Below are 16794 nucleotides of genomic sequence, written 5' to 3'. Positions count from 1 at the left end.
GCAACTGGGCTGAGTCCTTGTGGTGTCTGGTTCGTTTTGCAACTCCAGGCTATCACTGTCCAGGGCTCAGCCCACCCAGGTTTCAGGGGTACTTCTTCTTATCCTAGTGGCATGAGGCTCTGACCCCTCCTGCCGGGTTGACGGTAACGGGCTTGCCGCCATCCAAACCCGTTCAGGCCTGCACCGTTCGGCACGGAGAACCGCCCGGAGGGGTCAGAGCCCCAATGCGGGTGGTGATGGCTCTGTCTCAGCCTCCATCCCGCGCGCAATGGGGATCTGACCCCACCGGGCTACCGGGGCTTGGCAAACCCGCCATCCGCCCAGGCCACCGCGCTGCTGCGGTTCAGCTTGAAGCCTGCCGCCACCCGCACTTCGGCCAAGGTCTCGCCGCCGTCGTCTTCGGCGCGCAAGGTGGCGCTGGGGTTGTCTTCGTCGGGGGTGATGTCCAGGTAGACGGTGACGCGGCCTGCGTGGGCGGTCACGGTGATGCTTTGGTGCAGCGTGGCGTGCAGCTGCTGTTCGTGGCGGCGCACGAATTCGTTGGCGGTTTTGACCAGCGTGTGGAAGGCGTTGGTGTCCAGCGGCTTGGGGTTCTTTTTGTCGCGGCCCATCGTCCACGGGCCGACCAGCGCGGGTTCGGGCTCGCCGTCTTTGACCATCGCCACCGCCCAGCCGTCGTCGTCTTCGTTCTTGATGACCCGGGCGGTCCAGCCGTCGCCGGTCCACAGGCGGGGTTCCTGGATTTTGGGGGTGTCGTCAGAGGTATCGGTCAAAGCAGGCAGTCTGGGAGAGATGGGGGGCGAATTTTAGGTGCCAAATCGGCACTCTGCGCATATTTAATCTGCGCAAGCAGCTATATATTCAATAGCATTCACGTGGCAGGCGGGGGCTGCTGGGCTTGGCGGGCGGCCTGCTGCAATTCACGCGCCATCGCCGTGGCCAGGGTCAGCCGCCGCAGCAGCCAGGGGGTCAGGTCGTCCACCGCCAGCGGGTCGGGCCGGGGCTGGAAGGGCTGGGCGGCGATGCTGGGGTTGGTATCGGTTGCGGTGGCGTCGGTTGTGGTGGGCTCCAGCGGGGCGCTGGCGGCCAGCTCCAGGCCAATCTGCCGGGCGGCCTCTTGCAGCGCCGGGGTAGCCACCGCCATGTCGAGCTGGCTGCGGCGCAACAGCAGCAGCGATTTGATGGCGGTTAATTGCGCCAGCAACTGGTAGCTGCGCGCCTGCACCGCCTCCAATGGGGCCAGCGGCGGGCGCACCTCGGCAGGTTCGGCCAGGCTGCGCTGGGTGGCCAGGGTCAGGGCGGACAGGCTGTCATACGCCTCGCGCCGGGCCAGCCGCCAGGGCAGATCCGATGCCTGCGCCGGTTCACCCAGCTCCAGCGCCAGCCGGGCGTGCTGCCACTGCGCTTGCAGGCTGCGCCGCACCAGGCCGGGCAACTGGCTGCGCTCCCAGGCGGGCAGCACGTAGCTAAACACCCAGGCCAGGGCCGCGCCCAGCAGGGTGTCGCCCACCCGCTCCAACACCGCAAACGCCGGGGACGCGCCCGCCAGCAGCAGGTGCGCCTGCAACAGCCCGGCCAGCGTGGCAAAGATGCAGGTGACCAGGTAGCGGCGCAGCGCAAACGCGTGGGCCAGCCCCATGCTGAGCGCAATCACCAGCAACAGCGTGCGTGCGCCGGGGTGGGTGGCCAGCAGCGCCATCACCAGCCCGCAGCCCAGCAGCGTGCCCGCCACCCGTGCGTCGCGCCGTTGCAGCGTTTGCGCCAGGTTGCCGCGCATCACCACCACGATGGTGGTCAAGATCCAGTAGTTGTGCGACACCCAGGGCAGGTGCAGCGACACCGCGTAGCCCACGCCCACCGCCAGCGTGGCCCGCAGCGCGTAGCGCAGGGTGGGCGCGTGCCAGCCGAGCTGCCCGCGCAGCGGGGCCCAGGCCCAGCGCGTGGGGCTGACAAACAGCTGCCACTGGGTGCGCACCGCCGCCAGCGCAGGCGCAGCATCGCCCCGGGCCAGCGCGGCCAGGTGCGCGGCTTCGTCATGGATGTGGCCAATGCGGTCGGCCATGTTGTGCAGCAGCGCGGCGGGGTCGGGCGTGCCGGTGGCCAGCGGTTCGGGCACGGCTTGCACGGGGGAACGCGGTGGCAGCACCCCGGCCAGGGCGCTGCGCAGGTTGGCAATCGGGGCGATGGCCTGCATGCTGCGGCCCAACAGCAGCGACAGGCCCAGGGCCTCCAGCTGCTGGGCGGTGGTGTTCAGCACGGTGTGCAGCGCAGGCAGGGTGGCGCTGCTGCCGGGGTGTTGCAGCAGGGTGTCCAGGTCCAGGTCGCAGGCCAGTTGGTGGTCACGCGCCTCCAGCAGGCCCAGCAGCATGGCCGCCAGCCGGGTGCGCGCCGGGGTGGTGGGCGATTCGAGCACCACGTCGCGGGTGGCTTGCAGGGCATCGGCAAAGCTGGCCTGCTGCGCCAGCATGCTGGCCAATAGCTTGTGCGGCTCCGCCTGTGGCGCAAAGCGCTGCGCCTGGGTGCGCAAAATCTGCGCAAAGCTGTGTACGCACTCGGCCAGCATCTGGGTGCGGTAGCGGGTGTTCAGCAGGTGCGTGGTCAGCACGCCCCACAGCAGGTACAGCCCCGCCCCCAGCGCAAACCAGCCACCGTGCTCGGCAATCATCGCAAGCGTTTCCGGCGGCGGGGCGGCCATGGAAAACAGCATGGAGAACAGCAGCGCCATCGTCAGCGGCCCACCCCGCTTGCCCCAGGCCATCGCCATCACCGCCAAAAACGTGCCCGCCACCACCACCACGCCCAGCAGCCACACGTCGTCGCGCACCAGCTGCACCAGCATCGACAGCGGCGTGCCAATCAGCGGCGCAGGCAGCATCTGCATGAACTTGCGGCGGCGCGGGGCGGGTACGTCTGGCAAGCTGGTAATCAGCACCCCGATGGCCGCACTCGCTGCCCCGGCCAGCCCGGCGGATTCGAAGATCAGCAGCATGATGACCACCAAGCCCAGGGTGACGCTGAGGCCGTTGGTGACGTACTGGCTGAGGGCGATGCGGAGGAAGGGGGTGGTGTGGGCGAGGAGGCGTGCTGGGGGCATGCGGGGCAATTTAGCAGAGTGGGGTGGCGCATGCGCCAACTTCTTGGGGTCTGCCGGGCTCCGGCACGGGGCTATGCTGGCAGCCGTTTTGTGCAAATTGAAAGGCTGGGTCCATGCTTACCGTCACCTACACACAAGCGCGCCGCTCACTGAAATCGGTGCTGGATGCCGTCTGCGGCGATACCGACGTTACCGTTATCCACCGCCGTGGTGGTGCGGATGCGGTGGTGATGTCGCGTGCCCAGTACCAAAGCATGGTGGAAACCTTGCACCTGCTCTCAAACCCGGCGAACGCCGCGCATTTGGCCCGGTCGGTTGCCCAGCACAAGGCGGGGAAAGCACTGCGCAGCGGGCGGGCGTGAGCCGCATTTTGGGAAATACGGCTCAGGTTTTGAGCCGTATCGGCTCAAAGGCGGATGCATCCCAGGCCGACAAACACCACAAAGCCACCACGACCCGGCACTTGGCAGACTTGCCGAGGCGACGGGCTATCTGTCAATACTCCTGAATTCATAGCTGCTTGTGCAGGTTCTATATGCGCTAGGGGCCAATTTCTTACATAGTCCTAAATTTCACTAACGCCTGCAAACGAATCGCCTGTGCGCCATGCCGCAAGTGGAGATGTTGGGCGTTGAGATAGGGGGGACCACGTAGCGGTGCTCCACCCGCAAGCCGTTGCAAGCCTGGGCAAAACTTTTTTCCGGGCTGGGCACCCGGCATGGGCCTATCGGGCGATTGAGCGAAGGCAGTTTCAAGCCAACTGTCAACCGCCTCAGCCGACCAGCTTCATACATATAGGGGATGAATACGGGTGGTGTCGGCAATTTTTGCTGCTTTGCCATGCATCATGCGTTGAGATTGCAATTAGAAACATTGGGGAGGCAGGAGCTTATGGCTGTATGGATACCGGCACTGGGCTCCTGTGTGTCGCGCATGACCTCTGGAGAACGCCGCTTGGCCGAGCGGCTGGAACACAAGCTGGAGGACGACTACCTGCTGTGGTACGACGTGCCCATGGGGCCACGCAACACCCACCCGGCCTGCGCGACGAAGCCTTTGCCTTTGCCGACGAGATGGCCAACGCCCACAAAGAAGGCCACGCCTGGGGCGACATGGCCATCCTGTGCCACGACTACCCCACCATGGACCTGTGCGCCAAAGCGCTGGAGCAACGCAAGCTGCCCTTCAACGTGCGCAAGCGGGCGGGCGACTTCAACCCCCGCGCCAATGCTATTCAGATCATGACCATGAAGGTCAGCAAGGGCCTGGAGTTCCCCGTGGTGGCGCTACCCGGCGTGGGGCATATGCCTGCGGCGGGGGAGGATGAGCAGGAAGCGGCGCGGGTGTTTTATGTGGCGACGACTAGGGCTACGCATAGGCTGGTACTCACGGTGAGTGGAAGTGGTGGGTTTGGAAGTCGACTTTCGTAACCACAAAAGAGCTGACTCTGATTGCGTGGTGAGCTGACTTTCAATTGGAAGAGCAGACCATTCATGTTGGCATGCTTAGAATTTTTGAGATTTCAAGATCAAGGGAAGATATGGCATTCATCAAGAACATTCAAACAATTTCCAACTATGGAATTTTTCGCAACTTCGCCGGAACTCAATTGCATCCTTTCGGCAGCAAAAACTTAATTTATGGCTGGAATGGAAGTGGAAAGTCAACGCTGACTTCTCTTTTTGAGGCTGTCGAAACAAAACAGTTAAACACTCTCCGATTTCCGCTCGCTCAATTTTCATTGGCTGAGGATGGTGGTGCTACTGTTTCGAGCGGAAACCTTGAACACTGCGGATTGAATGTGAAGACATTCAATACAAGTTTTGTTCAAAAAAACATCAACTGGAACGAATCAGTTAAGGGAATTCTTTTAATTTCCGAAGAAAAAATTGAAGAAAATAAAGAACTCGATGCGGTAAAAACCGCTTATGCGACCGCTGCCGCAGAGTTGGATGTTGAACGAAGCAACTTGCAAAAACTGAGTGATGGCATTTCGAAGTTTTTAACGGAGAGTTCCAAGCGGACCAAGTCTAGCTTTCAAGTAATCGACACGAAGGACACCCGCTATTTCAATTACAACAAAACAAAGTTAGAAGAATATCTGACTAACAACCAAATGATCGCCTCCAAGCTGGAGTCGATTCTGACTCTCGAGGATGTCGTTAAGTTTACGAACGCCGCAAAACCGGAGCACAAACCTTCCTTGGAAATTCCTAGCTTGGAGATCAATGCGGCACGCTTCGAAACCGCACATGCACGACTGAGCGATCTACTCAAAACCAGCGCGACAAATGCGGCCATCCTTCGTCTTTCAGAGAATAGCGACATCCAGTCATGGGTAGGGGAAGGGATGGCAATACATGCTACTCACGACAGTAAAGATTGCGAATTTTGTGGATCTCCGCTAACCCTTGAAAGAAAATCCGCACTCGCGGGGCACTTTAATGACGCCTTTATCCAATTTCAAGAGAAGCTCGTAAAGGCGGCGGATTGGTTGGTCCAACAGTCAATTGACATAAGCACTTGCGCACCAGTCAGCGATCTATATGACGAGTTCAAACCTGACTACTCCTCTGCCATCGACTCCCTACAGCAGGCCACCAACGCGATTAACACGCAATTTGATACGTGGCGCTCTCAATTGCGCATAAAGACAAGTAATCAATTTGACACATCCCTCGTTGTTTCCCCAATCGCAAATGCTGATCTTGCGGCTTTCAATTTGGCAGTTTCTGCTGTACGAAGTACTGTAGAAAAACACAATGCAAAGACGGAAGATTTTGAAAAAGCCACAAAGGCGAACAAACAACGTCTTGAACTGCACTATGCAGCAACAGACGCTCAAGATTTCGACTACTTTTCAAAGCTGCAATCCATAGTCGAAGCGCAGAAAAAAATTGACGATGCAATCGTGCCTCTTGAATCTCAAAAATCACGAATTCAAGTGTTAACAAACTCTCTCTCCGATGTTGGCGTTGGCGCGGAGAAATTCAATGAAGCACTGAGTCGTTTCTTGGGCAGGACTGAACTGACCCTCCGATTGAAGCCTGCGGCCGCGGGGTATGAAATCATTAGAAACAACTCCGGCACTCATGACGGGAATCTGAGCGAGGGCGAAAAAACTGCCATCGCTTTCATCTACTTCGTTGTAAAACTTACCGAAAACAATAACCAATTGAAAGAAACCATTGTTGTTGTGGATGACCCAATATCCAGTTTCGATTCCAATCATCTCTTCCATGCCTATGCGTTTCTTAAGCATCACTGCGAACACGCCTTGCAGTTATTTGTTCTAACGCACAACTTCAACTTCTACAAACTCGTTCGCGATTGGTTCGAAAAAATAAACAAAAATCGTGAGAAGAAGAAAAAAGAAAGAAGCTCGTTTTTCTATGTAATTGAAAGCGATTGCAATACGCCACGTTCATCTCAAATCCGAAATGCTGATCAAACCCTCGTCGACTACCAATCCGAGTATCACTACCTGTTCTCACAATTGTTCAGGTTTAAAGAAAGGACATCGCTTAACCGTGAGGAGTCATACTTGACTGCGAACACATCGCGCAAGCTATTGGAGGCATTCTTTGCATTCAAGTACCCCAAACATAGAAGCGATCTTTCTCAACTATTTGACATAGCTCAAACAGGATGCACCGAGACAACGAAGGATGTGCAAGAAAAAATCTATCGATTCATCAACAAGTATTCCCACAGCGCAGTAATTGAAATTGATGATGACTCTGTTGAGAATCTTCAAGGCGAAGGGCAGGCGGTAATCGGCGCCATTTTTTCCTGGATGAAGGAAGTGGATGCTACCCATTACTCAGAAATGTGTGATTTAGTAGCTGCTAGTTAGGTCAGACGCGCTTTATTTTCGGTCGTCCGGTGCCTTCACTTCCGCATTGACACTAAGTACTAAATCACCAGCTGAGATCGAAGGCGCCGAGCTTAATTTTCTAAATGAAGTCAATCGATTGGAAGATCGATTGGGGCACAACTAACGAGAAGAGGAAGCATGGACATGCATGAAATCATCTGCCCACACTGCAGCAAAGCCTTCAAGATCGACGAAGCGGGGTACGCCGACATCCTCAAGCAGGTACGTGATGGCGATTTTGACAAACAGTTGCACGAGCGGCTGGAGCTGGCCGAGCGAGAAAAGCGCGACGCGATTGCCTTGGCCGAGGCCAAGGTCGCCAATGAGCTGCAAAAAGCCGCAGCCGTCAAAGACGCGGAGATTCAGGCTCTGAAAGCCCAGCTTGACGCGGGCGAAACGGCGAACAAGCTTGCGCTGGCCGAGGCCTTGGGCACGGTAGAAAAGCAGCGTGATGCCATCGCCAACGAGCTGGCGCAAGCTAAGCAAGACCAGCAAGCGGCGCTCAAGCTAGCCGATGCCCAGCTGGCCAATGAACTGCAAAGTGCTGCGGCGCGCAAAGATGCGGAGATTCAGGCCTTGCAGGCCCAACTCGCTGCCGGTGAGGTAGCCCGCAAACTGGCGGTGACGGAGGCTTTGGGCGCGGTCAGCAAAGAGCGCGATGTGCTGGCGAACGAGCTGGAGCAAGCGCGCAACGCGCAGCAAGCTGCTGCTCAGTTGGCCGAGGCCAAGTTGGCCCATGAGCTGCAAGGAGCTGCCGCCAAAAAGGACGCCGAAATTCAGGCGCTGCAAGCCAAGCTGGAGGCCGGCGACGTGGCGCACCGGCTGGCCGTGAATGAAGCCGTGGGTGTGGTCGCCCGGGAGCGCGATGGGTTGAAAAATGACCTCAACCTCATCACCGTGAAAAGTCAGCTGGAAGAGAAAGCCATAAAGGAAAAATACGAGGTGCAGATCAAGGAGCGCGATGGAGCGATTGAGCGCCTGCGGGACATGAAGGCGCGGTTATCGACCAAAATGGTCGGTGAAACCTTGGAGCAGCACTGCGAAATCGAGTTCAACCGCATCCGTGCTGCTGCCTTTCAGCGGGCGCATTTTGAGAAAGACAACGATGCCCGCACCGGTAGCAAGGGCGACTACATTTTTCGCGACACGGACGAGTCGGGCGCCGAGATCGTCTCCATCATGTTTGAGATGAAGAACGAGAACGATGAAACGGCGACCAAGAAAAGGAACGAAGATTTTCTGAAAGAGCTGGATAAGGACCGCACTGAAAAGGCGTGCGAGTACGCAATGCTGGTTTCCATGCTTGAGCCGGAGAACGAGTTGTACAACAGCGGCATCGTCGATGTCTCGCACCGCTATCCGAAGATGTACGTGGTGCGGCCGCAGTTCTTTGTGCCCCTAATCACTCTGCTGCGCAATGCCGCTTTGAACTCGATGAAGTACAAGTCCGAGCTGGCGCTGGTGCGCTCGCAGAACGTGGACATCACGAAGTTTGAAACCCAGCTCGACGAATTTAAGACGGCGTTTGGGCGCAATTGGCGCTTGGCCTCCGAAGGCTTTGAAGAAGCCATCAAGCGCATCGACGAAGCAATCAAGGACCTGGAAAAAACCAAGGAAGCGCTGCACAAGTCAGCGAACAATTTGCGACTCGCCAACGACAAGGCCGACGATCTGACGATCAAGAAGCTTACACGGGGCAACCCCACGATGGCGGCAAAGTTTGCCGAGTTGCCGGGGACCATCACCCCGGGTGAGACAGAGTAGGACCCGCTTGGTAGTACACACATCGCAAAAACTGCTGCGCCGTATTTTTGAAAATACGCCTCACTTTTTGAGCCGTATGGTTCCGCCCGCCATCAAGGATTCTCCCCTCGCCCCAACTTCGCCAACATCTCCACCATGCGCTTCTGCCGCGTCTCCGGCCGCTTGGCGCTGTGCAGCCAGTGGTAGATGGTGAACAGGCTCTGCCGCTTAAGCGTGGCGTAGAAAGCGTGGGCAACGGGGTCTTGTTGCAGCGCCGCCAAAAAGTCTTCGGGTATCACCATAGTGGCGCTGCCAGCGTAGGCGGTGGCCCAGCGGCCATCGCTGCTGGCGGCTTCTACATGGGCCAGGCCAGCCGCTTGCATGTGCCCTTGCGCTATCAGCCGCTCGGCATGCTGCACGTTTTTCTGCGACCAGTTGGAGCGTGCGCGGCGTGGCATCAGGCGTTGCAGAAACGAGGTGTCGTCCAAGGCCTTGCGCAGCCCGTCGATCCAGCCCCAGCAAATAGCGGCCACCACGCAATCGTCCCAGGTGACGGAGGGCTGGCCGGTGGCCTTTTTGAAGATGCGTACCCACAGCTCGGTCTCGCTGGCGTGGTTCACCCGCAGCCACGCGTGGAGATGTTCGGGTGTTTCAAAAGTTTGGTGTGATGCTTTGCCCATGAATTGATAGCTGCTAGCGCTGGCTCCACAAGGAATGGCGATCCATTGGGCCTTCAAACATTGGCCGAATCCGCCTCCGCCTCGGGCCACAGCTGGGGGAACATGAAGCGCAGTGCATGCTGGGGCAAGCCGAAGCGTACTTTGCCTTGCGGCGAGTCGGATTTGAGCAGGCCGCGCTTGACGAGTGCGCCCAGGGCATCGGTGGCGCTGCGGTCGCCCATGCCGAGCATGGCTTTGAAGTCGCCACGTGGCATGTCTTCGCCACTCAAAAACAGGTAGTGCAGGCCGCGCAGTGCCTCTTGGCGCACGCCTTGTTTGCGCACGGTGGCTTCAAACACCAGGCAGGCTTCGATACGGGTTTTGATGGCCTCAAAGTCCAGCAGGCCGGCCATGAAGCGGACTTGGTCCAGGCAGGTGTCCAGCACGTAGTCGGCCCACGCGATGAGGGCCTGCTCGCTCAGGTTGCCGCGCCCGTCCAGGTCGCCACGGCGCTGGCTGTCGGCGTCTGCCAGGAGCGCGTAGTAGCGGTCGGTGCTGCGGGCAAAGCCGCGCAGGGGCGACCACAGCCCGCCGGTGTAGCCTTGTGCCGTGAGCCAGGTGTGGGTGTGCAGCCGCATCACGCGGCCATTGCCATCAACAAAGGGGTGGACCCAGCCCAGCCGCTGGTGGGCGCAGGCCAGTGCCACCAAAGCCGCTTCACCACGGCGCACACCGCCGTAAAAGGCAGCCCAGCGCTGCAAAAACAGTGGCACGGTGGTATGCATGGGTGCCACATGCTGGCCGACGCGTACATCGCGCTGGCGCAGTGCGCCAGGAACAATGGCCTCTTGCTCGGGCGTGCGCAAGTCGGCAGCAGGCAGGCGGGCAAACAAGGCACGGTGGATGTCTTGCAGCGCGTCTGGCGCATACAGGTTGGCAGCGCCCACGGGCCCGGCATAGCGCTGCTCCAACGCCTGCTCGGCTTGAATATGGGCTATGGCCAGCCGCTGTTTGGCGGCCAGCGCCGCGTCCTGGGAGAAGTCTTGCCGCAGGGCTTGGTCGATCTCGTGCGGGCGGGTGTGTTGCCCCTCGATGCGGTTGGTGTAGTACGAGTTCATGCTGCGCAGCAGGTTGCGCAGTTCTGGCGGCACGCGGGTGCCAGCCAGGGTAGTGGCCAGCCTGGACAGGTCATGCGCTTTGGCTAGCAGGGGCTCCATGCGGGTGTCGGCTGGCAGCAGGGGCTCGAACTGGTAGGCTTCGGTGTACATCCATCTATTTTGCCAAGATTAATATATTTGTAAATATATGATTTGCAATGGATTTTTGTTTGTTTATCTAACTTTTTTGCCAAGTTTTTTGCCTGTGCTGGCCGCCCCGGGGATCAACCTGGCTTTATGGCAACAAGCTGTGTGCCTTGTAGCGCCTGCCCAAGGTGTGGTTGCTACTTTTCTAATAGCTGCAAGCGCCTATCTCTATTGCGCTTGCAGCTTGTTTGGCTTTAAAAATCAGCGAATGTGCAAAGCGTTTCAGCCCAGATGCTTGCCAAAGAACCGCAGCGCCCGGTCCCAGGCCTGCTGCGCCCACACGGGGTCGTACTGCGTAGCCGGGATGCGGCCGGGGCCGACGGCTTCTTCATTGGCAAAGGCGTGGTGGGCCAGGTAGCGGTGGAACTCAAAGTTCACCTCTGCGGCCTTGAGTTTTTCTTCTAGCGCAGCCACGGTGTCTATCTTGAAAAACTCGTCCTGCGTGGCCCAGTGGCCTTGCAACGGGATCTTGATTGTGCTGGCGTCGATGTATTCCAGCGGCGGGCAGCCGTACCAGACCACGGCAGCATCCAGCTCGGGTGCCTGGGCGGCCAGCAGGGTGAGTGCGCCGCCCATGCAGAAGCCGGTCAGGCCCACCTTGGGTGCGCGGGCTTTTAGGAACTGCAGCGCTCCACGGATGTCTTGGCTGGCGGCGTCGCCGAAGTCCAGGCCGGTCATCAGGTGGTGGGCTTCTTCCTGCTCTACCGTGGCTTTGCCTCGGTACAGGTCGGGCACCAGGGCCTGGAAGCCAGCGGCGGCCAGGCGGTCTGCCACGCCACGGATTTGGTCGTTCAGGCCCCACCACTCCTGGATGACCACAATGGCCGGGGCATTGCTTGCGGCTGGCTCGGCCAGATAGCCCTGCACGGTTTTGCCATCGGGCCGTGTGAAGTTGACCATGGTTCCCATCGTTGATCCTTGTTGGTTAGTAGATGCGCGGTATTGTGGTCAGAACGCGTGGCCGAGGGGGGTGTGGGGGGATTGAACGTGGGCTCGGTAGTCGGGCTTGCGCTCGCCAGCGCGGCCAGCATGGCTGGCGTATCGCACAGGCTTGCAAAGTGACTGCTATTTTTTTAATAGCTTGTAGCGCATATTCCATATGCGCAAGAAGCCGATTCCATTAAAAAATGGTACGTGGTTTGCTGAGCCGAAAATTTACAAATACGGCTCAAATTCTGAACCGTATGGCCTGAGCGCTAGGGCCGTGTATCCGCGCTCATCAAGTGAGCTTGGCCTATTCACCGCATAAAGTGCGGCGAATAAACCGGCTAATCGCCGCAGAGACAATACCGCCATGCCCCACGCCGCCCCCCTTGCTCCACCCCACGCCGTCGCCCTCCTGCGCGCTGCGGCCGGTGCACGCGCCAACAAGTCATTGGTGCCGCGCAACGCCGTGGGAGTAATAGGGTCATGCCCCAATACTCCCTGCCGCGCGACATCAAACCAACGTTATCGCTTGACGCAGTAAATCGGCGGTTGCTGTTGCAGGCGCAACAGTTTTTCTCTCGCTCTCTTTTCGTCCGTCTAGGTGCCCGGCGGGCACGTGGGCTGCGACAACGCTTTGTTCCGAAAGCGCTCTACTCATTTGAAGTTAACGCATAAACGGAACATACCCGGCCGCCTTCATGCAGCAAGCTCTTCCGGCGTGTTGACTGCCTCAAACCCGTCCGCGCGGTACGCCGGATAGGTCGTGTAGCCCTCGGCATTGCCGCCGAACAGGGAGGCGTACTGCAATTCATTGAGCGGCCAGCCGTTTTTCAGGCGTTCCGGCAGGTCTGGGTTGGCGATGAAGCTTCGACCAAATGCCACCAGGTCGGCATAGCCATCGTCCAGAATTTGTTCGGCACGCGCCATGTCATAACGACCCGCCACAATCAGCGTTCGCGTGAAGTTTTGGCGCAAGGCTTTGCGAAACGATTCGTCAATGGTGGGTGCATCGCTCCACTCGGCCTCTGCAATGTGCAGATAGGCCAGCCCCATGCGGTCCATCCGGCTGGCGGCCTCCAAAATGGTCGGCAAAATGTCGGGGCAGTTCATGCCGCGTGCCGTGATGTAGGGCGACAGGCGCAGACCCGTACGCTCCGCACCAATGGCATCGATTACCGCCGCCACCACTTCTTCCAGAAAGCGGAGGCGGTTGTCACGCGAGCCACCATAGGCATCGCTGCGCAGGTTGGATGTCGTGCGCAGAAACTGGTCAATCAGGTAGCTGTTGGCGCCGTGAATTTCCACGCCATCAAAACCCGCAGCGATGGCGTTCAGGGCAGCCTGGCGAAAGTCGGCCACCACTTTTGTGACTTCATCGGTTTCAAGCGCGCGGGGCGTGGGGCAATCGACCATGCTTCCGTTGCCAGCAGCGTCTGATGCCAGCCAGATTTGGCCTTCAAACGGCACAGCCGACGGGGCCACGGGCAGCGCGCCACCATGAAAGTGCGTGTGCGACATGCGTCCGGTGTGCCAGATCTGCAGGAATATCTTGCCACCTTTGGCATGCACGGCCTGCGTTACCAGCTTCCAGCCGTCAATTTGCGCGGGGGTATAAACGCCCGGCGTGTTGGAATAACCCTTGCCTTGCGCAGAAATGTCGGTGGCCTCGGCAATCACCAGGCCGGCAGAAGCGCGCTGGCCGTAGTACTCGGCCATCATGGCATTCGGCACGTCGCCCGGCTGGGAACTTCTGGCGCGGGTCAGCGGCGGCATGACGATGCGGTTGGCAAGCTGGAGGGCACCCAGCGTGTGGGGCTTGAACAAGGCGGTCGAAGTGGTCATGTAAATTTCCAGAAAAAACAATGAAATATTTGATGGCTGGACTTTACTGCGTAGTCTTTTAATTGTTAATGGGTTAAATTATTGATTTAATATCAAAATATATTTGATAATTGGCGCTGTTGGCCGTTGTTAACCGTTGTTAGAGCCCATTCAAATGTTTAACCTGTCAGACATTCAACTCTTCATCCGGGTCAGCGAAACTGGCGGCATCAGCATGGCCGCGCGGAGTCTGGCCCTGACCCCTGCGACGGCCAGTGCCGCGCTCAAGCGGCTTGAGCGGCAACTTGGTAGCCAACTGTTTGAGCGATCTACCCGCTCCTTGCGCCTGACCCAGGCCGGCGAGAATTTTCTGGGTTACTGCGTGCAGTCAGCGCAATTGCTGGAAGAAGGTGTGGCAGCGCTCAAGCAGGGCCGCGAGGAACTCTCCGGAGAAATCCACCTCGGTGCGCCCTCCGACCTGGGCCGTGATCGGCTGGACGCGGTGCTGGAGCCGTTTCGACAGCGCCATCCGCGCATCCGGCTGGTCATGCACCTGTCGGACGGCATCCACGACCTGTACCGCAACCCGATAGATCTGGTTTTGCGCTACGGTTTGCTGCGCGACTCCAATCTGATCGCCAAAAAGCTCTGCGTCAATGACCGGGTCATTTGCGCAGCGCCAGCCTATATTGCCCGCGTTGGACGCCCGCTCACTATCGAAAACCTGGCGCAACACAACTGCATCTGCTTTTATCGCAATGGCGAACTCTTTAACCACTGGCGCCTGTTTTGCGAAGGTCAGCCGTGCGAGGTTCAAGTCAGTGGCGACAGGGCTGCCGATGACGGCGCCTTGGTGCGCAAGTGGGCATTGCAGGGATTCGGCATTGCCTACAAATTGCGGCTGGATATTCACAGCGACCTGGCCTCGGGGCAGCTCATTGATCTTTTTCCAGACGTCCAGTGCGAACAGGTTCCGCTGTATGCCGTCTATCCAAGCCGACAGTACCAGCCAGCCCGATTAAAGGCATTGCTTGAATTCCTTCAACAGGCTTTTCAGGCGTCAAAAGGTGGCATCTAAGCGAGCCCTCCCACCCAAGCTGTCCAGACCCCCGCCGATGCTTCAGTCTTGGTGCCAGCGGTGCGCCCTTGTTTGACGCGCAGGCGCCTGGCAAGCCTTGACCAGCGTCTGCACACCTTGAATTTGCCGGGTACCGAGTTCACCCTGCATGCCAGTGTCCACGGCGCGCGTGTCTCGGAGCGGAAAATGTTGTTTGCAGCATTGGCGTGCCTGGGGCCAGACGATCGCCTGGTACTGGATCGGGGTTAGCGCACCGCTTTGGGTGGCTTCCAGCTGGTCGTAATAGGTTGTGCGTTCACGCTGGACGCAGCCTGCGGTGGAGTCGTGCAGCCTGTGCAATCTGGATGCAGTCGATGTGCTCCTGAATCCATATGGCGGGCCAATCGCCGCAGAGACAATACCGCCATGCCCCACGCCACGCCCCTTGCTCCACCCCACGCCGTCGCCCGCCTGCGCACGGCCCGGCTTGCGCGCAGCGCCAAACCTTTTCTGGCCCGGGGCGGCTCGAAGCTGGAGCGCTGCGCGGGTTGCCGCCTGGTACCCAGCCACTGCATGTGTGCGCTGCGGCCGGTGCTGCCCCGGCATCCGCCCCAGGCCGGGGTGTGCCTGCTGATGGCCGACATCGAGCCGCTCAAGCCCAGCAACACCGGCTGGCTGATTGCCGACGTGGTGGCCGACACCTGGGCCTTTGGCTGGGCCCGTACCGAGGTGGACCCGGGCTTGCTGGCCCTGCTGGCCGACCCGCAGTGGCAGCCGTATGTAGTGTTTCCGGGGGAGTTTGTCGCCCCTGAGCGGGTGGTCACTGGGCTGTTGCCCGCCAATGCCCCGGCCAAGCGCCCGCTGTTTGTGCTGCTGGACGCCACCTGGCCCGAGGCGCGCAAGATGTTCCGCAAAAGCCCGTACCTGGACCAGCTGCCGGTGCTGAGCCTGCAGCCGGAACGCATCTCGCACTACAAGCTGCGCCGGTCGCGGCGCGACGACCACTTTTGCACTTCCGAGGTGGCCGCCCTGTGCCTGGAGCTGGCCGACGAGCCGCAGGCCGCGCAGGCGCTAGAGGCTTATCTGGACGTGTTCACCCACCGCTACCTGCAAGCCAAGCAGCAGCTGCCCGCCGATGCAGACAACGCGGCGCACCAGCGCTTGCGCGAACTACAGGCGATGGCCACCGCCGCATTACTTCAAAAATAATAGCTGCCTGCGCAGGTAACGCCTGCACTGGCAGCCGTTTTTGCTTGAAACTCGGCATAGCACCAGCAGGTATGGCTTGCAACTTGCGTAGGCGTTGTCCGGCACGATAGCGGGTACTCTCTGACACGGCTACGCGCCTCCGGCCGCTACTTTGGGGTAGCGCATCCCGGCACAGTGGGTGGTATGGCTTTGAATTTTTCGAGGCCGCAGTCCATCTTCCCTCTGACTTCTGACCGGGCCTCCCATGTTCATCAAAATCGGCTTCGACATTGCGCTCACCATCACCTCACCGATGGCGCTTATCCACTTGCTGCATGTGCATCCGTCCCGGCGTGGCGATCTGCTGGCGCCGCAGTTTGTGGAGGTGCTGCCGGGGCTGGCGGTGGAAGAATATTTTGATGCGTTTGGCAACCTGTGCAGCCGGGTGAATGCGCCTTTGGGCGTGGGGCAGGTGGGGTTTCGCAGCGAAGCCATCATCCGCGACTCCGGCCTGCCCGACGAGGTGAACTGGGGCGCTTTGCAGCACGACCCCACGGTGCTGCCGTCGGCCACGCTGATGTACCTGCTGCCCAGCCGCTACTGCGAGGTGGACAGCGCGCTGCTGCAATTCGCCTGGAACCAGTTTGGCAGCACGCCACTGGGCTGGGCCCGGGTGCAGGCGATTTGCGACTTTGTGCACAACCACATCCGCTTCGACTACATGGCCGCCCGCGCTACCCGCACCGCCGTGGAGGGCTGGCAAGAGGCCACCGGTGTGTGCCGCGACTACACCCACCTGGCCATCACGCTGTGCCGGTGCATGAACATTCCGGCCCGCTACTGCACCGGCTACCTGGGCGATATCGGCATTCCGCCGGTGCGTTTCCCGATGGATTTCAGCGCCTGGTTCGAGGTGTTTTTGGGCGACCGCTGGTACACCTTCGATGCGCGCCACAACACCCCGCGCATTGGCCGCGTGGTGATGGCCCGGGGCCGCGACGCGGGCGACGTGCCGATCACGATGGCCTTTGGGCAAAACACGCTGGCCAAGTTCGATGTGACGACCCACGAGGTGGATGCGCACGGCAACGCCATTTTCACCGTCTGACCTGGGCGCACAGTGC

The 16794-nt window shown here is 59.6% G+C and carries 13 protein-coding genes; 7 read left to right on the top strand and 6 right to left on the bottom strand.

The features are described from left to right. Positions 1-290 precede the first annotated feature (290 nt). Entirely contained in the window at positions 291-773 is a 483-nt protein-coding gene (locus tag AC0969_RS15040; RefSeq protein WP_479624957.1) for a hypothetical protein, read from the bottom strand. A gap of 98 nt (positions 774-871) precedes the next feature. Then, positions 872-3094, bottom strand: a complete 2223-nt coding sequence (locus AC0969_RS15035; protein WP_479624956.1) for an FUSC family protein — start codon at positions 3092-3094, stop codon at positions 872-874. 113 nt (positions 3095-3207) lie between these two features. Here AC0969_RS15035 and AC0969_RS15030 point away from each other — a divergent pair, with 113 nt between their 5' ends. From AC0969_RS15030 to AC0969_RS15015, 4 genes are all read left to right on the top strand, one after another. Then, a complete protein-coding gene (locus AC0969_RS15030; RefSeq protein ID WP_479624955.1) occupies positions 3208-3456 on the top strand; it encodes a type II toxin-antitoxin system Phd/YefM family antitoxin in 249 nt (82 codons plus the stop codon). A gap of 636 nt (positions 3457-4092) precedes the next feature. Then, a complete protein-coding gene (locus AC0969_RS15025) occupies positions 4093-4524 on the top strand; it encodes a 3'-5' exonuclease (RefSeq protein ID WP_479624954.1) in 432 nt (143 codons plus the stop codon). 110 nt (positions 4525-4634) lie between these two features. Beyond that, on the top strand, positions 4635-6950 hold the full coding sequence (locus AC0969_RS15020; protein WP_479624953.1) for an AAA family ATPase: 2316 nt from the start codon (positions 4635-4637) through the stop codon (positions 6948-6950). Positions 6951-7115: 165 nt separating this feature from the next. Then, positions 7116-8735, top strand: coding sequence for a DUF2130 domain-containing protein (locus AC0969_RS15015; protein ID WP_479624963.1), 1620 nt, complete (start codon positions 7116-7118; stop codon positions 8733-8735). A 92-nt stretch (positions 8736-8827) separates the two neighbouring features. Here the strand turns inward: AC0969_RS15015 and AC0969_RS15010 are convergent, their stop codons facing one another. The 4 genes from AC0969_RS15010 to AC0969_RS14995 form a co-directional block, all read right to left on the bottom strand. After that, positions 8828-9394, bottom strand: coding sequence for a YdeI/OmpD-associated family protein (locus tag AC0969_RS15010; protein WP_479624952.1), 567 nt, complete (start codon positions 9392-9394; stop codon positions 8828-8830). Positions 9395-9447: 53 nt separating this feature from the next. Then, on the bottom strand, positions 9448-10641 hold the full coding sequence (locus tag AC0969_RS15005; RefSeq protein ID WP_479624951.1) for a Fic family protein: 1194 nt from the start codon (positions 10639-10641) through the stop codon (positions 9448-9450). A 258-nt stretch (positions 10642-10899) separates the two neighbouring features. After that, positions 10900-11577 (bottom strand): dienelactone hydrolase family protein, encoded by a 678-nt coding sequence (locus AC0969_RS15000; protein WP_479624962.1) that lies wholly within the window; start codon positions 11575-11577, stop codon positions 10900-10902. 723 nt (positions 11578-12300) lie between these two features. Further along, a complete protein-coding gene (locus tag AC0969_RS14995) occupies positions 12301-13446 on the bottom strand; it encodes an alkene reductase (RefSeq protein ID WP_479624950.1) in 1146 nt (381 codons plus the stop codon). A 154-nt stretch (positions 13447-13600) separates the two neighbouring features. Between AC0969_RS14995 and AC0969_RS14990 the strand changes: the two genes are divergently transcribed. The 3 genes from AC0969_RS14990 to AC0969_RS14980 all read left to right on the top strand — a co-directional run bounded on the left by AC0969_RS14990 (position 13601) and on the right by AC0969_RS14980 (position 16778). Next, the gene (locus tag AC0969_RS14990; RefSeq protein WP_479624949.1) at positions 13601-14503 is read left to right on the top strand and encodes a LysR family transcriptional regulator; all 903 of its coding nucleotides are present in this window, start codon (positions 13601-13603) and stop codon (positions 14501-14503) included. A 405-nt stretch (positions 14504-14908) separates the two neighbouring features. Beyond that, on the top strand, positions 14909-15691 hold the full coding sequence (locus tag AC0969_RS14985; protein ID WP_479624948.1) for a tRNA-uridine aminocarboxypropyltransferase: 783 nt from the start codon (positions 14909-14911) through the stop codon (positions 15689-15691). Positions 15692-15935: 244 nt separating this feature from the next. After that, positions 15936-16778 (top strand): transglutaminase-like domain-containing protein, encoded by an 843-nt coding sequence (locus tag AC0969_RS14980; protein ID WP_479624947.1) that lies wholly within the window; start codon positions 15936-15938, stop codon positions 16776-16778. The last annotated feature ends 16 nt before the right edge of the window (positions 16779-16794 follow it).

This window comes from Rhodoferax sp. LB1P47, from assembly GCF_056521445.1.
The sequence above is the reverse complement of the archived record's forward strand: the minus strand, read 5'-3'. Positions and strand labels throughout refer to the sequence as shown.